The sequence below is a fragment of the Vallitalea maricola genome (genome assembly GCF_036985595.1).
Lineage (GTDB): Bacteria > Bacillota > Clostridia > Lachnospirales > Vallitaleaceae > Vallitalea > Vallitalea maricola.
Genome location: NZ_BTPU01000020.1, coordinates 117,928 through 137,964 on the forward strand (window position 1 = coordinate 117,928; position 20,037 = coordinate 137,964).

General features: G+C 30.6%; 21 protein-coding genes. 20 read left to right on the top strand and 1 reads right to left on the bottom strand.

The window, feature by feature from the left end; all coding sequences use genetic code 11:
* Positions 1-37 precede the first annotated feature (37 nt).
* The 10 genes from AACQ14_RS06980 to AACQ14_RS07020 all read left to right on the top strand — a co-directional run bounded on the left by AACQ14_RS06980 (position 38) and on the right by AACQ14_RS07020 (position 8,950).
* On the top strand, positions 38-910 hold the full coding sequence (locus AACQ14_RS06980; protein WP_339362856.1) for a mechanosensitive ion channel family protein: 873 nt from the start codon (positions 38-40) through the stop codon (positions 908-910).
* An 84-nt stretch (positions 911-994) separates the two neighbouring features.
* Positions 995-1,216, top strand: coding sequence for a YdbC family protein (locus tag AACQ14_RS06985; RefSeq protein WP_339362857.1), 222 nt, complete (start codon positions 995-997; stop codon positions 1,214-1,216).
* Positions 1,217-1,246: 30 nt separating this feature from the next.
* Positions 1,247-1,360 (top strand): hypothetical protein, encoded by a 114-nt coding sequence (locus AACQ14_RS24745; protein ID WP_353514016.1) that lies wholly within the window; start codon positions 1,247-1,249, stop codon positions 1,358-1,360.
* A 108-nt stretch (positions 1,361-1,468) separates the two neighbouring features.
* On the top strand, positions 1,469-1,645 hold the full coding sequence (locus AACQ14_RS06990) for a ribbon-helix-helix domain-containing protein (RefSeq protein WP_244971270.1): 177 nt from the start codon (positions 1,469-1,471) through the stop codon (positions 1,643-1,645).
* Positions 1,646-1,764: 119 nt separating this feature from the next.
* Positions 1,765-2,052: a hypothetical protein gene (locus tag AACQ14_RS06995; RefSeq protein ID WP_273327130.1), complete on the top strand. Its 288-nt coding sequence runs from the start codon at positions 1,765-1,767 to the stop codon at positions 2,050-2,052.
* A gap of 196 nt (positions 2,053-2,248) precedes the next feature.
* On the top strand, positions 2,249-2,443 hold the full coding sequence (locus tag AACQ14_RS07000; RefSeq protein WP_339362858.1) for a DUF4250 domain-containing protein: 195 nt from the start codon (positions 2,249-2,251) through the stop codon (positions 2,441-2,443).
* Between the two features lie 216 nt (positions 2,444-2,659).
* Entirely contained in the window at positions 2,660-4,468 is a 1,809-nt protein-coding gene (locus AACQ14_RS07005) for an ABC transporter ATP-binding protein (protein WP_339362859.1), read from the top strand.
* Positions 4,461-6,194 carry an ABC transporter ATP-binding protein gene (locus AACQ14_RS07010; RefSeq protein ID WP_339362860.1) on the top strand — a complete coding sequence of 578 codons (1,734 nt, stop codon included), beginning with the start codon at positions 4,461-4,463 and terminating at the stop codon, positions 6,192-6,194. The genes AACQ14_RS07005 and AACQ14_RS07010 overlap by 8 nt, the downstream gene beginning before the upstream one ends.
* 141 nt (positions 6,195-6,335) lie before the next feature.
* A complete protein-coding gene (locus AACQ14_RS07015; RefSeq protein WP_339362861.1) occupies positions 6,336-7,454 on the top strand; it encodes an aldo/keto reductase in 1,119 nt (372 codons plus the stop codon).
* Positions 7,455-7,909: 455 nt separating this feature from the next.
* Complete coding sequence (locus tag AACQ14_RS07020) at positions 7,910-8,950, top strand: bis-aminopropyl spermidine synthase family protein (RefSeq protein WP_339362862.1); 1,041 nt, start codon at positions 7,910-7,912, stop codon at positions 8,948-8,950.
* An 82-nt stretch (positions 8,951-9,032) separates the two neighbouring features.
* On the opposite strand, the gene AACQ14_RS07025 is transcribed toward AACQ14_RS07020, so the two are convergent.
* Positions 9,033-9,512, bottom strand: coding sequence for a protease complex subunit PrcB family protein (locus AACQ14_RS07025; RefSeq protein WP_339362863.1), 480 nt, complete (start codon positions 9,510-9,512; stop codon positions 9,033-9,035).
* Between the two features lie 628 nt (positions 9,513-10,140).
* Here AACQ14_RS07025 and AACQ14_RS07030 point away from each other — a divergent pair.
* From AACQ14_RS07030 to AACQ14_RS07075, 10 genes are all read left to right on the top strand, one after another.
* Positions 10,141-11,067 (top strand): serine hydrolase domain-containing protein, encoded by a 927-nt coding sequence (locus AACQ14_RS07030; protein WP_339362864.1) that lies wholly within the window; start codon positions 10,141-10,143, stop codon positions 11,065-11,067.
* A gap of 362 nt (positions 11,068-11,429) precedes the next feature.
* A complete protein-coding gene (locus tag AACQ14_RS07035) occupies positions 11,430-12,122 on the top strand; it encodes a response regulator transcription factor (protein ID WP_339362865.1) in 693 nt (230 codons plus the stop codon).
* A 52-nt stretch (positions 12,123-12,174) separates the two neighbouring features.
* Positions 12,175-13,704 carry a HAMP domain-containing sensor histidine kinase gene (locus AACQ14_RS07040; RefSeq protein WP_339362866.1) on the top strand — a complete coding sequence of 510 codons (1,530 nt, stop codon included), beginning with the start codon at positions 12,175-12,177 and terminating at the stop codon, positions 13,702-13,704.
* 4 nt (positions 13,705-13,708) lie between these two features.
* The gene (locus AACQ14_RS07045; RefSeq protein ID WP_339362867.1) at positions 13,709-14,365 is read left to right on the top strand and encodes an alpha/beta fold hydrolase; all 657 of its coding nucleotides are present in this window, start codon (positions 13,709-13,711) and stop codon (positions 14,363-14,365) included.
* 161 nt (positions 14,366-14,526) lie between these two features.
* The gene (locus AACQ14_RS07050; protein ID WP_339362868.1) at positions 14,527-15,204 is read left to right on the top strand and encodes a 4'-phosphopantetheinyl transferase family protein; all 678 of its coding nucleotides are present in this window, start codon (positions 14,527-14,529) and stop codon (positions 15,202-15,204) included.
* Positions 15,201-16,712, top strand: coding sequence for an amino acid adenylation domain-containing protein (locus AACQ14_RS07055; RefSeq protein ID WP_339362869.1), 1,512 nt, complete (start codon positions 15,201-15,203; stop codon positions 16,710-16,712). The genes AACQ14_RS07050 and AACQ14_RS07055 overlap by 4 nt, the downstream gene beginning before the upstream one ends.
* A gap of 15 nt (positions 16,713-16,727) precedes the next feature.
* Positions 16,728-16,955, top strand: a complete 228-nt coding sequence (locus AACQ14_RS07060) for an acyl carrier protein (RefSeq protein WP_339362870.1) — start codon at positions 16,728-16,730, stop codon at positions 16,953-16,955.
* 197 nt (positions 16,956-17,152) lie between these two features.
* On the top strand, positions 17,153-18,514 hold the full coding sequence (locus tag AACQ14_RS07065; RefSeq protein ID WP_339362871.1) for an MBOAT family O-acyltransferase: 1,362 nt from the start codon (positions 17,153-17,155) through the stop codon (positions 18,512-18,514).
* Positions 18,514-19,461 (top strand): hypothetical protein, encoded by a 948-nt coding sequence (locus AACQ14_RS07070; protein ID WP_339362872.1) that lies wholly within the window; start codon positions 18,514-18,516, stop codon positions 19,459-19,461. Before AACQ14_RS07065 ends, AACQ14_RS07070 begins: the two co-directional genes overlap by 1 nt.
* A gap of 16 nt (positions 19,462-19,477) precedes the next feature.
* Entirely contained in the window at positions 19,478-19,891 is a 414-nt protein-coding gene (locus tag AACQ14_RS07075; protein WP_339362873.1) for a hypothetical protein, read from the top strand.
* Positions 19,892-20,037 lie beyond the last annotated feature (146 nt).

Genomic DNA, 20,037 nt, shown 5'->3' on the forward strand with positions numbered 1-20,037 from the left:
TAAAATATATAATGTTGAAAGGAGTTTTCCTGAAGGAATGAATACGATTTGGAATTATATAAATGAAAATCAAGCTTTGATAAAAATTTTATGGACCATAATAGCTTTTGTGCTTATTATGTTAATCATTCGATTAATTAATCGTATTATTTATTCAACTAATAATGAAAACAATAAATATTATATAGCTAGAAAAAGAGTTTACTATTTTTTTAGTACAGTTTTTATTATAGTATGTGTATTTCTTTGGTCAGATGATACAGCTAATTTAACAACCTATTTAGGTCTTGTATCAGCTGGTGTTGCCATAACATTAAAAGATCTATTTGTAAATATAGTAGCTTGGCTTTTCATAATTATTAAAAAACCTATTAAAGCAGGTGATAGGATTAGCATTAATGAACAAAAAGGAGATGTTATTGATATCCGAATGTTTCAATTCAGCCTAATGGAGATATCTTCTTATGAAAATGGTGAGCAAAGTACAGGGAGAATCTTGATTATCCCAAATCACTTTATATTTATACATGGAATAGTAAACTATGATAAAGGATTTAAATATATTTGGAATGAAATTAACGTACATATTACTTTTGAAAGCAATTGGGAAAAAGCTAAAACAATATTAACTGATATAGGCAATAAACATTCATTGCATTTATCAGAAAAAGCAGCTAAAATGGTAGAACAAGCAAAAAAACAATATATGATTCATTATAAAAATCTCACACCAATTGTGTATACAGATGTTAAAGAAAGTGGAGTACAATTAACAATAAGATATTTGTGTGTGCCACGTCTAAGAAGGAATACTATAAACGATATATGGGAAGATATTCTTCATGCTTTTGGTAACGAAATAGATATTGAATTAGCATATCCAACAATGAGGATTAATTATAATAAATGACTAAAAAAATATCTAGGTTCTAGTAAAAGCACTTTTAGCATTGAAGTACATTTAGTATAAAATAAAATACAGGAGGAAAATAATATGCCAAACATCAAATATGAAATAAAAGAAACAATAGGTATTTTATCTGAAAATAACAAAGGATGGGCAAAAGAATTAAATTTAATTAGCTGGAATGATAGAGAACCTAAGTATGATTTAAGAGATTGGGGTCCTGAACATGAAAAGATGGGTAAGGGAGTAACTCTTTCTAGAGTTGAATTGAAAAAACTTAAAGAGTTACTTAATGAGTTAGATTTATAAAATGAAAATCCTAAAGATATACGTCTTACTATAAGATTAGATAAAGAACATTATGAAATCTTAGAGGAATATTCAAATGCTAATAAAATTAGTAAAAATCAAGCAGTAAGAAATGGCATAAGGAAGTTAAAGAAAAAGGATTGAAAAAAAAGAGGTATGATTGTAATATAATCCACAGTATTTTTTACCTTGACATTTTGGGCTACATATTATATAGTTATTATGGGCTACAAAATAATAGGAGGTGAATACGTGCCTAAAAAAGTAGGCAGACCAACTGATAATCCTAAAGGCAAATCAATTCATGTTCGGTTAGATAAAAAAAGTGAAGAAATACTTGAAAAGTATTGTAATGAATATCAAGTTAATAGAGCCGAAAGTATTAGACGAGGAATAGGTAAGTTGGAAAGCGACTTAAAAAACAAATAAAAAGAAGCGGTGAACGCCCGCAAAGCAATTACACCACTTCTTAAACCCACTATCAAAAATAGAGGTAAATCTATTATACCCTGTTTAAGATAGTAATTCAAGAATGGAGGTATGATTTTATGATTGATATCACTGAAAAATTTAATTATTTTGCAGTAAAAATGTTAGATGCAACTTATAGAGATTTTATTAATACAGACGTGGAATACCAAGAATTAGATTGCTACTTAGATAATAACAAGCATAGATTTGAAACAATAATTAATTCCTTAAATGAGCAAGATGGGAAGTTTGTAAAAGAATACATAACTAAACAATCCGATAAATTAACATGTGCTAATCAATGCTTATACATAGCGAGCTACAAAGATTGCATAAGACTATTAAAACTCCTAGGTGTAATATAAAAAATAATAGTCTAACTATACATTAATTAAGCTAATAAAAAACATGTCACTTATAAATTTTAGCTGACATGTTTTTTTCTGACCTACTTGCACTATAACCTAAACATAAAACTAAAATAATATTGACTTACCCCACACAATATCATATCATAATAAAAAGCTATAAATTACACTTCAACAAGGCAGGTGAACTAAAATGGATAAACAAAAGCTTTTATCTATGGACCCATACATATTATTAAGTATAATAAATATGAAATTAAGAGATGAATTCAGTTCTTTAGATGATTTATGCAGTAACTATGGAATGAAGGCTGAAGAACTTGAAAATAAATTAAATAGTATAGAATATAGATACAACCAGCAAACCAACCAATTTACAGGAATCTAGAGTAAAAGGCAATAAAATACCATTTGAAAATAGTTTAATTCAATCAAATCTCTAGTTGAAAAAATAAGAATTTAGGTTTATAATAATTACTGACTAAATTTACCAAAGAGAAAAAATATAGCTAACTGATTCAGCTTATATTTTTTTTGGGAATTAAGTTAGATATATCTAACATTTTATTTAAAATAAATTTATAATAGGAGGATGAACAACAGTATGGCAAAAAATAAAAAAACATTTATTTTAAAAAGGTTTACACCTTATATGGGCAAGAAAAAAGCACTTTTGCCCTTATCATTAGTATTGTCAGGAGTATCAGCAGGACTTAACATTTTACCTTTTGTTCTTGTATGGTACATAGTACGTGATATACTATCATCGCCCCAATCCATTGATATGTCAAATGTAGGCTTTTATGCGTGGATTGCTTTTGCAAGTGCAATGGGAGGAATAGTAGTATATTTTTGCGCACTATTAAGCTCGCATCTCGCTGCATTTCGTGTAGAGGTAGGAATGCAAAAAGTTGGTATGGAAAAAATAATATCTATGCCTCTTGGTTTTTTTGATAATAATTCAAGTGGAAAAATACGAAAGATTGTCAATGATGGAGCAGGAACAACTCATTCATTTTTAGCACATCAGCTCCCAGATATGGCAGGTAGTATCGTTTCACCCATTATACTTATAGCCTTGATTTTTATAGTGGACTGGAGAATGGGTATTGCTTCTCTAATTCCGATTATTCTAGGTTTTATAACAATGAAGTTCATGTCAACCACTATAGGTAAGGAATTTCAAAGAAAATATTATGATTCATTGGAGGAAATGAGTTCAAAATCAGTGGAATATATTAGAGGTATTCCAGTCGTAAAAACCTTTGGTCAAAGTATATTTTCTTTCAAACGATTCTATAACAGTATAATTAAATATAAAGAGATGGTTCATGCATACACTCTTCTTTGGAGAAGACCAATGTCTTTTTACATTGTAATCATGCAAGCAGCAGCATTCTTTTTAGTTCCCATGGCTATCTTTTTGATAGGAAGAGGAGAGAATCTTCCACTTGTATTAGCTGACTTTATTTTTTACATTCTTATATCTCCTATATTCACTATGTTATTGATGAAATCAATGCATTTTCAGCAAAATACGTTGATTGCCCAGCAAGCTATTGATAGACTAGATAATCTCTTAGAGTATCCTAACATGAGCTATTCCAGTAATGAAAAAAATATAAAAGATCACAGCTTAGAGTTCAAGGATGTAGTATTTTCTTATGAAGGAAGCGATAAACGTGCTATAGATAAAATCAGCTTCAAATTGAATCAAGGTGAAACTATAGCACTTGTAGGAGCTTCTGGAGGAGGAAAAACGACTATAGCCAGATTAGCAGCCCGTTTTTGGGATGCAGATGAAGGGGAAATATTAATAGGAGGAATTAATGTCAAAGATATTCCTAAAAAAGAACTTATGGACAATATTTCATTTGTTTTTCAGAGTACCAAGCTTTTCAAAGGTTCATTAAGAGAGAACATAATCTTTGGTAAAGAAAATGTAGGAGAAAAAGAAGTAAATAGAGCAATTGATTTCTCACAATCCAGAGATATCATAGATAATCTAGAAGATGGACTTGACACTGTAATAGGCTCAAAAGGAACATATCTCTCGGGAGGAGAACAGCAAAGAATTGCACTTGCAAGGGCAATTGTGAAGAATGCTCCTATTGTACTATTGGATGAGGCTACCGCTTTTGCAGATCCTGAAAATGAACATCTAATACAAAAAGCCTTAAAAGAGGTCAGCCGTGATAAAACTACTTTAATGATTGCTCATCGTCTTACAAGTGTACAGAATGTGGATAGAATATTGGTTATACAAGATGGTAAAATCGTAGAATCAGGAAAACACGTTGAACTTATTAAGAAAAATGGAACATACAAGAAAATGTGGGATGAATACCAAACCTCTATAGCTTGGAAGATTAAAACTGAAGAATATGTAAAAGGGGGAAGACAATATGCTTAAATATTTTCAGAATAAATATGCAATGTCTGAAAAAGGTGCAAAAGACCTTCTAAGATCAATAATTTGGACTGTAATAATGGAAATTAGCTTTATGGTTCCTGTAATCCTCAGCTTCAAGTTTTTAGATGAATACATGAGTACGCTTTTGAACTCTTCAAATAGCCAGAAAAACACCATTCTTTATTATGTTATTATGTCTATAGCATTTTTCATAGTAATGTTTGTTATTGCTTATTTTCAATATGATTCGGCTTACACTAAAATATATGAAGAGAGTGCAAGAAGACGTATTAGTCTAGCTGAAACACTAAGGAAATTACCGCTAGCTTTCTTTGGCAAAAAGGATATTGCTGACCTTAGTTCAACAATAATGGAAGATGCTACACAGGTAGAATTGCTTTTTTCACATTCAGTGCCTCAAATATATGCATCAGTATTGACGGTTCTAATTATGGGAATTATGTTGTTCTTTTATAATTGGAGGCTGTCTATTGCAGTATTTTGGGTAGTTCCAGTTGCAGCTTTAGTTTTTTATCTGTCTAAAAAGTTTCAAGATAAAATGCATTATAAGCTTTATAATATAAAAAGAGATATATCAGATAAAATTCAAGAAGGGCTTGATTCAGCTCATGAAATAAAATCTTACAATAGAGAAGAAGCTTATTCTGATAATCTAAATTCCAAATTAGACAATTATGAAAAATATCTTATTAAAGGAGAGCTTTTGATAGGTGCGTTTATCAATCTGTCATATGTATTATTAAAGCTTGGTCTTCCAAGTGTTATACTTTATGGAGCTTATCTTTTATCAACAGGGTCTATAGATATTTTTACGTACCTTGTCTTCCTTGTAGTGTCTGCACGTATTTATAACCCTATAATGGACGTAATGAATAATTTTGCATTGCTAATCTTTCTGAACGTTCGTATTAAACGTATGAAAGAGATGGATGAAATGCCAAGACAGGAAGGAAAAACTAAGTTTTATCCTAAAAACTACGATATTGAATTTAATAATGTAGATTTCTCTTATCAAGATGGTGTGCAAACATTGAAGAATGTAAGTTTTATAGCTAAACAAGGAGAGGTGACAGCCCTTGTAGGACCTTCTGGTGGAGGTAAGAGTACACTAGCGAAGCTGGCTGCACGATTCTGGGATATAGACAAAGGTGTTGTCTCTTTGGGTGGAGAAGATATTTCACAAGTTGATCCAGAGACTCTTCTAGACAATTATTCTATAGTATTTCAGGATGTTACACTTTTTAATTCAAGTGTCATGGATAACATTCGTATTGGTAAGAAAGATGCCACCGATAATGAAGTAATCAAGGCTGCTAAGCTTGCCAGGTGTCATGAGTTCATTAATAAGCTTCCAGAAGGATATGATACCTTGATAGGTGAAAATGGAGAGAGGTTATCAGGAGGAGAAAGACAACGTATATCAATAGCTAGAGCGATGTTAAAAGACGCTCCTATCATCTTGCTTGATGAGGCTACAGCATCCCTTGATACTGAGAATGAGAGTAAAATTCAAAATGCCCTAAGTGAGCTTATAAAAAACAAGACAGTTCTGATTATTGCTCACCGTATGAGAACTGTTTCAGGAGCTGATAAAATAGTGGTTATCAAAGATGGTTCTATAGTGGAAACAGGCACACCTTCACAGCTAAAAGAGCAACAAGGAATATTTGCATCCATGGTAAAGACACAATATCAAAGTAATTAATTATATATTGCTTTATAGAGAATAATAATATTAATCATAGCTAATCTTATAAAACTCTTGACTTAGAGTTAACTCTAGCATTTATACTAATCTTGTAATCAGGAGTACATTTTTAGTTGGCTATGGAAGGAGTTATATATTATGATCTATAAAGAGTATGGAAAGACTGGGAAAAAAGTGTCAGCAGTTGGTTTTGGGGGTATGAGATTTGATGAATCAGGGTCCATTGAAGAAAATGCAGAGTTGGTTCGTTATGCTAACAGTAAAGGAATTAACTATTTTGATACAGCACCAGGATATTGCAATGATACCAGTGAATTAATATATGGTGAGGCTTTTAAAGATATGCCAGGGCAATTTTATGTTTCAACAAAAGGGATGCCTACAAGATTTGATACAGCAGAAAAAGCAATTGCGGCAGTAAAACGATCAATTGAACGATTAGGTGTCAAGAAAATAGATTTTTATCATATTTGGTGTGTTAGAAAACTTGAACATTATGAGCTTGCTATGAAGCCAGGTGGACAATATGAAGGACTTCTTCAATGTCAAAAAGAAGGTCTCATTGATCATATTGTGTTATCTTCTCATCAGACAGGGAATGAAGTAAGTAAAATCTTGAATGATGGGAAGATAGATGGAATCTTATTGGGAGTGAATATACTTAACTTCACATATCGTTGGGAAGGTGTACAGACTGCATATGATATGGGGTATGGTGTTGTGGCTATGAACCCATTGGCTGGTGGAGCTATACCCACTCATGAGAAAGAACTTAGTTTTTTAGCTGAAGGAAATGGCTCAGCAACGGAAGCGGCATTAAGATTCGTAATATCATGCCCTCAGATTTCAGTTGCATTAAATGGATTCACGAACAAAGAGCATATAGATATGGCATGCAGGATTGCTGATGAGGCTGAACCAATGTCAGAACAAGAGTTAGAAAGAATCAAAAAAATGGTTAGTCAATCAATGAATGAAGCATGTACTGGTTGTGGCTATTGCGATAAATGTCCAAAAGGTATACCTATACCAAGTTTCATGCAATTATATAATGAGAAGCATGTTTTCCATAAATCTGATGAACAGATGAAGAATATCTTGAATGATTCTTTTGAATGGGGTATTCTAGTTGGTAAAAAAGGTTTGGAAAGTGAATGTATAGAATGTGGCCTATGCGAAAGAGAATGTACACAACATCTACCTATCATTGAACGATTAAAAGAAATAAGTATGTGGTCTGGAAATAAAAAAACTTAAGTTATATAATTCTTAGGAAAGTATTGCATTATATAATTACTTAATGTATAATGTGATTAATTTATTATAGGAGGATGTTTTATGAGTGGAGTAGTTCTTAACTAAATGAATTTAATATGTATCTTAAAAGTTCCAAGTACCATTTTTTATAGGGTCTATTTGTCGTACCTTTTAAGATTAAGTTAGGTTAAGAACACGGGTAGCTATTTTTATAAAACATTACTTTAATAAGTTATAATTTGATTTTTGTATCTATTATTGCTATTAATACCGTGCTTTGCACGGTTTTTTTATGCAAAAATAGTATATGAATGTAATGATATAAGGCTATAGGTGTATTCTGTGCACCTATAGCCTTTATTTTTTAAGGAGGGATGATATGTTAAATGCAGTAATGGAATATGCAGGTGCATATTCAAAAGAAAAAATGGAAGGTTTAATAATGAAAATGGAGAGTGATTAGTATAGTTGATTACATAAAGGAAATTGAGAACAAAGTTTCAATTGATGAAGGTATCATAGCAATAGAACAATATTTGATAAATGTATATTTTGAAGGTCCAATATCAAATAAAGAATTGGCGAGGAAATTATGTTTGCCTATACCACTAATAGTAGCTATCAAGAAAGAGTTTATAAAGGTTGGTATCATGAAACAGAATAGTGGGATAACCATGACGCCAAAGGGAAACGCTTATGTTGAAAATGACTTGGGGTATCAAGGTTTGAACAAAGTACTTTTTAATAAACTTAATAAAGGGTTATGTAATGTTGAAGAAACTTTCTTAGAAGAAATACTAATAATAGAAAAAATATTTAAGGGTAGACCTAATCCAGATTTTTCTATTGATCAAACTCATTGTACTTACATGACTAGTTTGAAAAGGAGTCTATTAGCACTTAAAAACAATACACTTATAAATAAAAAGATTTTATGTGTAGGAGATGATGACCTTGTTAGTGTGTCTTTAGGATTATTATTAAGAAAATTATATGGAGATGGTTATAAAAGTAAATCTGAAATTCATGTAATAGATATTGATGAAAGATATCTTGGTTATATTAATAAAATATCACATAAATATGATTTACCTATAACGTGCCATAAAATGGATCTCAGAAATAGTATGAATAAAGAACTTATTCATAAGTTTGATTGTTTTTATACAGATCCACCTTATACTATAAATGGGTTGCATTTGTTTTTATCAAGGGGTATTTCTGCACTTAAGAAAATCAAAGGGCTTCCAATCTTCTTTTCATTTGCCCATAAATCATATGATTATTCTTTTGAAATGATGAAAAAGTTTAATGAGATGGGACTGAGTGTATATAGAATAATGCCTAAGTTCAATGTATATGAAGGGGCAAGTATTATAGGAAATATAGGTCAGCTTATAATTTTAAAAACTACTTCTTATACTGATATTAATATTGAAGAGGATACATATTATAAAGAGTGTTTATATACCAAAGAAGTTAAGAGAAGTAAGTAATATAAAAGGGCAACAGTTTGAAAACCAGTAATATATTGGGTATTCAAACTGTTGCCTTAAGTATGATAATAAATAAACGTTTTTACTTATAATAAATTGGCAAGAATAAATCATTTGTTCTTATGATTACATATGGATACGTAATACTCATAGTAACAATGTCATCTTCACCAGGACTTAATAACTCAGTTGAGATTACAATATGATCTTGGGATTCGTATAATTCATTTACTTGTATATTATATCCTCCTGTTCTTTGTTCGCCATATCCGACAGCTATATATAAATATTGTCCATCTCTGAAGCTAAGTCTGAATGGGTTGAATTTTAAAATGTCAACGTTTTGTTTTATTACATCTTGCACATTTTCATCATCTACTACAGTATATTCCATATCCGTAACTTTATTAGAATCTTTAATTGATTCTTCGATGTAATTTAAATTGATTTCTGTTGGAGTGTCAACATAATAGTCTGATGCAGCAAATACAGTAGATGCCCCTAACAGTAACAAAACAGCTGTTAGTACAAAGAATTTTTGTACATTAAAAACCTTACTCATAATCTAAATTCCTCCTCATAAAAATGATTGTATTTCGAAATACTTTACTTATGATAACACTAAGATAATTATAGAACAATATATAATGTGAAAATAATACGAATATTTAGTTTTGACGCAATATTTATTTATAATATTAATATTATTCAGAAAAAAATATTATTTCTATTGTCCTATAATAATTTCACCTCAATTCTAGTTTTTAAAAGTTCAGGAATTATTAGATTAAAAGCATTATTAACTTATATTTTACTGGATATAAATCTTATGATACTAAGGCTGCTACGGGATACTTTCCACCGAAAGAGCAGTCTTTTAAGGTTACATAGTAATCGTCTTGTTCTTTCAGTTTTGCATACATTTATCAATATATGGGTATTTTTTTATATAGTCATCTGTAATCCTCCATTCATTATTTTGATTATACAGAATGTAATGCTGATAAATATACCATATTTTACAAAATAAATGCAGTATAATATTTATAATTTTATAATAATTAAAAAATATTATAAGTCAGAAAAAAGAATTTATTCTGACTAAATTCGACTAACAAAAAAATGATATGCTTTCAACTGATAATAAGATATAATTATGTAATATATATTTTTAAATGGAGATGATTATAATGAATAATAAATTATTGAATGATACTATTTCATCAATTAAAGAACAAAACCTTGACGTATTGAATATAGTAGTTCGTCAAGATGGTAATATAATTGCTAAACACGATTTTGTAGAAGAAAAACCTATTTTATTGTGGTCGGTAAGTAAAACATTTACGTCAATGGGAGTTGGGATTGCAATATCTGAAGGTTATTTTAAAATTAATGACCATATCATAGATTTTTTTCCTGAAATTCCACAAGGAAAAATTAATGAGTATACTAAAAAAATAACTATACATGATTTGCTTTGTATGGGTTCTGGACATACAGAATGTCCAATTGAAAAGGCGGATTGGAGTAATGGAAATACCCATGATATCTGTCAGCTTTTTTTTGATGAACCAGTGGTTTTTGAACCGGGAATTCATTTTACATATGATAATTCTGCAACTTATATGCTTTCAAAAATAATAAAAATAACTACAGGTACTAGCCTAGATGAATATCTTGATAAAAAGATATTTCAATATTTGAATATCCCAAAACCAAAATGGGATACTTGTCCAAATGGAATACCTCAAGGATTTTCTGGTCTGCACTTAACAGCAGATCAATTATCTAGATTCGGACAATTAATTCTTGATAAAGGAGTTTGGAAGGATAAGCAACTCATTCCTACAAGGTATATAGAACAAGCAACATCTGTCCAAATTGAAACCAGTGATTTTAACCCATACTTTGCCACAGAAGATCATCATCAAGGATATGGGTATCAAATATGGATGAACTCATACCCTAACTCATATCGTATGGATGGTTTATATGGTAACTATGTTGTAATGCTTCCAGATAAGAATGCAGTCATAACCTATGTTTCAAATGAGCAGCAAAATATGACAGGAGTCCTAGAACTTACCTGGAACACATTAGTTGATAAATTATAAAAGTACTAAAAATTTCTTGGATTTTTATATAATAAAATCTAAAATAGCTAATAGTATTTCTAAATAGAAGAAAAAGTGTTTTTGTGATTATATTGAAAGGGACTTATTGCAAAATAGTATATGTATATGTGAAGTAGTGAGGCAGGACGCCGAACCCAGCTTTTTGCTCAGGACGAGCAAGTAGCTGGTGAAACATATACATATACTATTCTGCATAAACCAAGTCAGAACAAAACTCTTTTTCTGACTTACTTGTATTTACTAAACTTAAATGAAATTAATATTATCACAATGTATATTATATGCTATAATTAATTACAATATTGATAAGAAAACATTAGAAAAGCGTAAAGGGGAACAATATGCATAACACGATTCTTGTTGCTGAGGACAACTGTGAAATATCTAAAGTAATAAAATTATATCTTGAGGTTGAGGGTTATCAGGTATTTATTGCAGATAACGGGCTTGACGGTCTTTCATTAGTAAAAGAAAATAAGATTGATCTTGCAATTCTTGATATTATGATGCCAAAAATGGACGGCTATGAGCTTACCCGTGAAATAAGAAAAATCAGTAATATCCCTATCTTGATTTTATCTGCTAAGAATGAAGATATTGATAAAATTCTAGGACTTAACATGGGTGCTGATGATTACATAACTAAGCCATTTAATCCCCTTGAAATTGTTGCTAGGGTAAATGCTGCTCTAAGAAGGCATTACCAATTAAGTGGTAACGAAAAGAATAGTGGTATATTGAATCTAGGAGAGTTAACTCTTGATACAAACAACTGCCGCCTGGTTAAGCAGGAACAAGAAATACCATTGACAGCTACAGAATTCAAAATTCTTGCATTACTAATGAGGGTACCTGAACGAATCTTTTCAAAAGTACAGATAATAGAACATATAAAAGGTGAATACTTTGAAACCGATGATAATTCCGTTACGGTGCATATATCTCACTTGCGTGAAAAAATCGGTATGAATAGAAATGGTAATCAATATATAAAAACTGTGAAAGGTTTGGGATATAAAATTGAAGATAAGTAATAAAAGGCTGGGTTTCTTTGGAATAATAGTCCGCAATTTTATCATATTTACTGTGAGTGTTTTAGCAGTTCTTATTATTGCATGTATTATCGGAATTGCTGTAATATATTTCGATTTTGCTAATTATTATTCTGCCCATTTTGAGGATAGTAAAGAGCTTTTTATCGAGGGTAATTATGATTCTTTTCAGCGGGAAAGATTACTTGGAGAAAACGGTTTTTTTACTGTTTTTGATGATAAGAACAATGTAATCTATAGAAGTGAAGGTGCTGAATCTTTTGTTTTAACTAAGAAGCAAGTGGATTTGATACCGGAGAGTGAAGCTGGACTTACAATATCAATAGATGAATATATAGGTCAAGATGATAACAAATACATCATTGTTGCATATGAAACAGTAGATGAAGAAGATAATACTATCAAATCAAATATAATACTTGATAGTAATTTTAATATATTATTCTCAGATATCCCCAATATAGAAAAAAGACTTTCAGAATCGGACTTCAACCTTTTAACAGGAAAATATAAAGATGATATTAATATCTCAAAGTTAAGTTATACTAGTAAAAATGGAAAAACATATAATGTGGTTTTTTGCCGTAACGTTGATTCCGATAACTTGAATACCTCTATGAAGGTTATTAATTACATTGGGATTGCTTATCTAGTATTTTTTGTTGTTGCAGTATTGTTTTTTGTAATCAGTCTGAATAAAAAAGTAAAAGAACCTCTCTTGCTTTTAGGTAACGCAATAAAGCACATTGCAGAAGGTAAGACTGATAAGATTATAAAATACAAAGGACCTAGAGAATTTGAAGAGATCTGTAACAGCTTCAATGATATGGCTTTGAAATTACACGAAACAGAAAAGAAACGTATTGGGGTAGAACAGGAAAAACAAAAGATGCTGGCTGACATTTCTCATGACTTAAAAACACCTATAACGGTTATTCAAGGATATGCAAAAGCTGTAGCTGATAAAAAAGTAAACGACAACGAGCGTAGTGAATATCTCAATACCATATACAAAAAGTCCAATTCACTAGCAGAGCTTATTAATACATTCAGTGAATATAGTAAGCTTGAAAGACCAGATTTCAAAATCCAGACTGTAAAAACAAACATCAGTGAATTCGCAAGAAATTATCTCATAGATAAGTATGAGGAACTAGAATTCTTAGGTTTTGAGCTTGATATTCAAATACCAGATGAAGTTATTTATTGTATGCTGGACGAATTTCAGATGAAGCGTGTATTTGAAAATATTATCTCAAATACTGTAAAATATAATGAGAAGGGTACTATCATATCCTTTGTTCTAGAAAGACTAGATGATAAATGTATCATTCGTATCGGAGACAATGGTATTGGAATTACTGATGACCTAAAGAAAACTATATTTAATCCATTTTCAATGGGTGATTCCTCACGTAGCAAACTGAAAGGTTCTGGATTGGGAATGGCTATAGTCAAGAAAATCGTTACTGCTCATAGAGGAACAATTGAACTTATACAAGAAAAGTTGGAGGGGCTATCTGTGGTATATGAAATAACTTTCCCCCTAACAGAAGAGGAATAATAATATGTTAATAAAAGTTAATGAAGTCACCTTATTTTATCAAAAATATGGTTCAGGAAATCCTTTGATCATGCTTCATGGGAATGGTGAAACACACGAGATTTTTAATAGGTCAATTTCACTTTTACAAGAATATTTTACTGTGTATGCTATTGACTTCCGAGATCATGGAAATAGCTCTAAGGTATCTGAGCTGCATTATGAAGACCATGCTAAGGATATCTATGAATTCATTAATCAGCTTAATATCAAAAATTCTATATACTATGGTTTTAGTGATGGAGGAATTGTAGGGCTTATGCTTGCGTCAGAATATCCGAATTTGTTTTCAAAGCTTATTGTCAGTGGTCCTAACATTAATCCAAAAGGGTTGAGGATTTGTTCAAGACTCATGATGAAGTTAATATATATAATAAAAAAATCTCAAAAGGTTAAGATGATGTTACAAGAACCCAATATATCTTTGCCTGACCTTTCAAAAATTAAGGTACCTACTTACATAACTGGAGGAAGTTTTGACGTTATTACTAAAAAACATCTTTGTTTAATTCATGAAAACGTAAAAAATAGTATATTAAAAATCTTTAAGTATCATACTCATACCAATTATATTGTAGATAGTGATATTATTGGTAAATACATCATTGAAGTATGTAAATAAACTATTTGAATTAAGATTGTCTGAGAAGCAATCTTTTTTTGTTGTTTTTATTAGAGTAACATTAAGAAATCTTAATGTAACATTTAAGAAATTTTAATGTTTATTTTGAGATAATTTAATTTTAAGATGATAAACTATGTTCATAGCTTGGAGGTGAGGTTGTGAAAGTATTAGCAATAATTAAAGATATTGATGTAAATAATACAGAACGATTCAATGTATCTTTAATGCCAAAAGAGAGGCAAGAACGTGTAGAACTTTTTACTGATAAGAAGAAAAGAAAACGATTTTTAGCTGCGGAACAAGCAGCTTCCCAATTCACCGCCATAAGCTTTGGTATTCCTGTTTCAAAATTTAGTGGAGGTATCGGTGAAAAACCTTACTTGAAGGATTATCCAGATATCTCAGTAAGTCGTTCATATGCTGGGGAGTATATTGTTATAGCCGCTGAACATTCATACAATATTGGTGTTGATTGCGAGGCGGTACAAGAATTTAATAATAATATTGTAAAATATTTTTTTACTCATAGAGAAAGTGAATATATTGAATCATCAAAAGATAGAAATACAGCATTTACCTTGCTGTGGACTAGAAAAGAAAGTTTTATTAAATGTATCGGAAGAGGAATAGATTATCCTATTAATACAATTGATGTGACACCAAGAGAAGATATAGATAATATTCACAGTGATAGACCAATATTTTCTGAGAATGACAAAGTAAATGATTATTATATTAACAGTTATATTTTTGAAAAACTTGTTATATCAGTTTGCAGTGATAATAATGATGCTTTTCCCATATTAGACCATATTTATAAAGGAGCAGTCAAATGAATAAAACCATACTTGATTTTTTTGATAAAACAGTAAGCTTATATCCAGAGAATGTAGCTGTTGGAGACAGTGAGTCTGAGATTACCTATAAATTACTACAAGAAAAGGCTAAAATAATAGGTTCTACAATTGCAGAAAATGATTTGATAAAAAAGCCTATTGCAATTCTTATGAATCGCAATATTAATGTTACTGCTGCTATGTTAGGGGTTCTGTACAGCGGAAATTTTTATGTAGTTCTTGACTGTGATTCACCTTTTGATAGACTAGCAAAGATAATGGATACCCTTACACCAGCAGCAGTCATATATGAATCAGAATTCCATGACGTAGTAAATAATTTTCAAGTTGAATGTCATAAGATGGATTTTGGAGAAATTATGAAAAAACAAGTAAAGAGTGAGTTGCTTGATAAAGTCCGTTCTCAGATTCTTTCCACAGATCCTGCATATTCAATATTTACTTCAGGGTCAACAGGAAATCCAAAAGGTGCGTTGCTTACTCATCAGAACGTTATAAGTTACATTGATTGGTTCATTACTTGTTTTAAGATAGATGAGAAAATAGTATTTGGTTCTCAAACACCACTTTATTTCAGTATGTCAGTTACTGATATGTTTGCTTCGTTTTTTACTGGTAGTGCATATCAGATGATACCTAAGGAGTTTTTTACATTCCCAATCAAGCTAATAGAATTTATGAATAAGCGAAGGATAAATACAATCTATTGGGTACCATCAGCTCTAGGAATTGCAGCTAAATTAGATTTATTCAAATATTGTAAACCTAAGTACCTTGAAAAAGCTCTGTTTGCTGGAGAGGTCATGCCATTAAAATATCTTAATTATTGGAAAAAGCATTTTCCACACTTAATGTATGCTAATCTGTTTGGACCTACTGAAACTACAGATATTTGTGCATATTACATTGTTAACCGAGATTTTTTAGATACACAGACTTTACCTATAGGTATAGCTTGTAGTAACTGCCGTTTGTTTGTTGTGGATGAGAATGGCAATGAAGTACCAAGAGGAGCAGAGGGAGAGTTATATGTTTCTGGACCTTTTATAGCTAAGGGATATTACAAAAATAGAGAAAAGACTGCTCAGGTTTTCGTGCAGAATCCATTACAGAATGATTATCCTGAGATAGTTTATAAAACTGGTGACTTAGTAAGACAAAATGAATACGGTGAGTTCGAGTATATAGGTAGAAAAGATTTTCAGATAAAACATATGGGCTATCGTATTGAAACTGGAGAGATAGAAGCTGCTTTTGGAGCTGTAGAAGGAATAGAGCTTGCAATTTGTATCTATGATAGTGAAGATGATAAGTTAATATTGGCTTATGAAGGTAAAGAAGAGATTACAAGTGTTCTTAGAGCAATTGCTGAAAAATCATTGCCAGAATACATGCATCCACATGATTATAAAGCTTTTGACATTTTTCCCAAGAATGCCAATGGTAAGATAGATAGGAAAAAACTTAAAAATATTATATTAAATTAAAAGGAGTAGATTAGAATGGAAAAAATATACAAGATTCTTTCAACAATAATACCAGGAGTAGATTACAAAAATGCAACTAACTTAGTAGATGGCAAAATATTAACATCCCTTAATATAGCAGGACTTGTAGCAAAGCTTAACTATGAATTTGATATTGAAATTACACCAATTCATCTTGTACCTGAGAATTTCAATTCTGTAGAGAGTATATATAAGCTAGTAGTATCACTTGATGGAGAATAATTGATATGCCATATCTTATTTTAATACTATTATTAATTTTTACTTTTGTAACTACTATAATTTATGCTGTTTGTCCATACAAACAGCGTTACATTATATTACTAGCCTCAAGTCTTATATTTTATGGGATATTCTGTGGATTTGGAATAATATTTTTGATAGTAACTATTTTGATATCATATTCTGCAGCAATAATAATGGATAGGATTCCCCTAAAACACAGCTTAGAAGGACTTCCAAAGAAAGAAAGAAAACAACTTAGGGCAATAATAAAAAAGAAAAAGCGATTTGTTTTAGCAATATATGTAATTATTAATATAGGTATTTTATTAACACTGAAGTATTTTAATTTCTTTGCATCATCCAGTATAGGGCTACTTGGATGGTTAGGTATTAATGTTTCGGCACCAGTAATTAAGATTGCTCTGCCTCTTGGAATATCTTATTATACTTTGCAGTCAATCAGTTATGTAGTAGATGTTTTAAGGGGGAAGTATCAATCGGAGAAGAATATCTTTAAAATAGCTTTATTCATAAGTTTCTTCCCACAAATGCATGAAGGACCTTTTGGAAGATATGATGCCCTTATGCCTCAGATGACAAGTGGAGAGCAGATTAAGATTAATAACTTATATAACGGTATTGCTCAAATGTTTTGGGGTATGTTCAAGATATTTATGGTTGCAAACAGGGCTGCTATCATATCCGATGCTGTCTTCAAGAATTACGAATCTTATGGAGGTTTCACAGTTATTATAGGTGTTATTGCATATACAATTCAATTGTATGCTGAATTCTCTGGATATATAGATTTAGCAGCAGGAGTTGCTAAGATATTTGGGATTGGACTCGCTAAGAATTTTGATATGCCATTCTTAGCATTGAATGTAGGGGATTTCTGGAGAAGATGGCATATATCTCTAGGAGGTTGGTTCCGTGATTACATATTCTATCCTATATCCACTTCCAGAGCATTGATGAACCTAGTAAAAAACCTACCAGCTTTTTTAGCTAATCTTTTAACAATAACCATCCCCTTATTTTTTGTTTGGTTTTTAACAGGACTTTGGCATGGTGCAAGTTCAAAATATATTGTTTATGGACTTTACTATTTTGTACTAATGATTATATTTAATGTGATTTCTCCTTTGGTAAATAGAGTATTAAGTAAGAAGAATATAACTTCTGAAAATAGGTTTATCAAAGGATTAAGATTAACAAAAACTCTTATACTTGTTGGTATTGGAATGCTTATGTTCAGAGCAGAGAATTTATTGGTTTTTCGTCAGATGCTAGGGTCTGTTTTTTCAAGAGGTTCAGAGTTTCAACTCTTTAGTGCGATTGAACCTAATGACTTCATAATATTCATACTTTCATTCATAGTAATACTACTGTCGGTGATTATGAAGTTGAAAGATATTGATATAGAAAGCAGATTTGAAGCGCTTTCATCATATAAGAAATACTGGATTTGTTTTTGTGTGTTTTGTATTATAGTTATTTTTGGTGCGTATGGGTTAGGCTATATTCCACCTGATCCTATTTATGGAGGTTTCTAATGAAAAGATCAAAAATCATTCTAACCGTTTCTAGTTGTTTTTTTATTACAGCTATTATATATATGTATATATGTCTCATTGTTTCTCCAAAATCAATTCATGATTCTGGTGGTACAAAATATTATAGAGGTATGGGTTTTCTTGCTGAGCCTGAGAATTCAATTGATGTAATGGTATATGGAAATTCTGATGTTTATGCTGGATTCGTACCAGCAAAATTGTACGAGAAATATGGTTATACATCATATGCTTCTGGTACTGTATTACAGACAATTGGTGATATAAATCGTTTGCTAAGGCAGACACTCAAGACTCAAGCTCCAAAAGTAGCTATCCTTGAAGTTGACTGTCTTTATGAAAAAAGACATAAAGCTTTAGATGATTCTAATTTTTTGCTTGCTCCTTTTGTGTTTCATGTTAGATGGAAAGAGTTAAAATTTAGAGATTTTTATACAATACCTAATAGATCTAAGAAATATGATATAACTAAAGGGTTTGTTCATTCTGATGAGATTAATAAGTATGATGCTGGGAATTATATGGGAAATAAGAATGATAAACCTCTACCAATACCTAGACGAAACTTAAAACAACTTAAGAACTTTATTAAGACATGTAGAACTAATAATATAAAAATCCTTTTTCTAGAGCTTCCTAGTGCATCTTCATGGAATTACGCAAAACATAATTATATAAACCTTGTGTCAAAGGATTTAAATATTCCATTTATAGATTTAAATGTAAATGACAGTGATTTCAAAATAGATTTTTCAAGGGACTTTAGAGATAATGGAGATCATATGAACATTTTTGGTGCTAAAAAAGCTACAACTTATGTTGGAAGATATTTAAAAGAAAAATATAGTTCAATACTATCGGATAGACGTAATGTTAAAGAGTATGCTCATTGGCAGGAGGTTGTAGATCATTTCGAGAAAGTATTATAAATAATGAATGAAGTAGATGATTAGAATGTTATCTGTAGTTGTTACATTAATAACATTGAGTAGTTTAGGTATGTTATTATGTTTTAGGGGAAAGAAATCCCTCTATCCAGTAGTGTATATTGGTAAGAAATTACTTGCATTATTAGATGAGGATTTTCTATATATAAATGTTTTTATAATATTAAGTACGTCACTTGCCGGAGCGTCTATATTAGGAACAATAGCTATATTCTTATATCATAATTTTAATGACTTAACAAGTTATATATATGTAGATGGATTTGTATCAACTGCTTTACACCTTACCAAATATTTAATTTATATATATGACATGAATAATGATGTTACACAGGTTATTGTAAAATTAGTTCTTTTTATTATTGGAGTCATGACTCAATTCATAAATGAAAGAGATGCAGAATATCAGTAATTGGTATTGATATTAAATCCTTGTAGATAAGCACTACCCGTTAAAGGGATAGTGTTTTTTTTACATGTAATTAAGGTAAAAGAGACTAAATTAATTTAGGTTAAAAATATATTTATTGACATGACAACATACCACTGGTATAATTA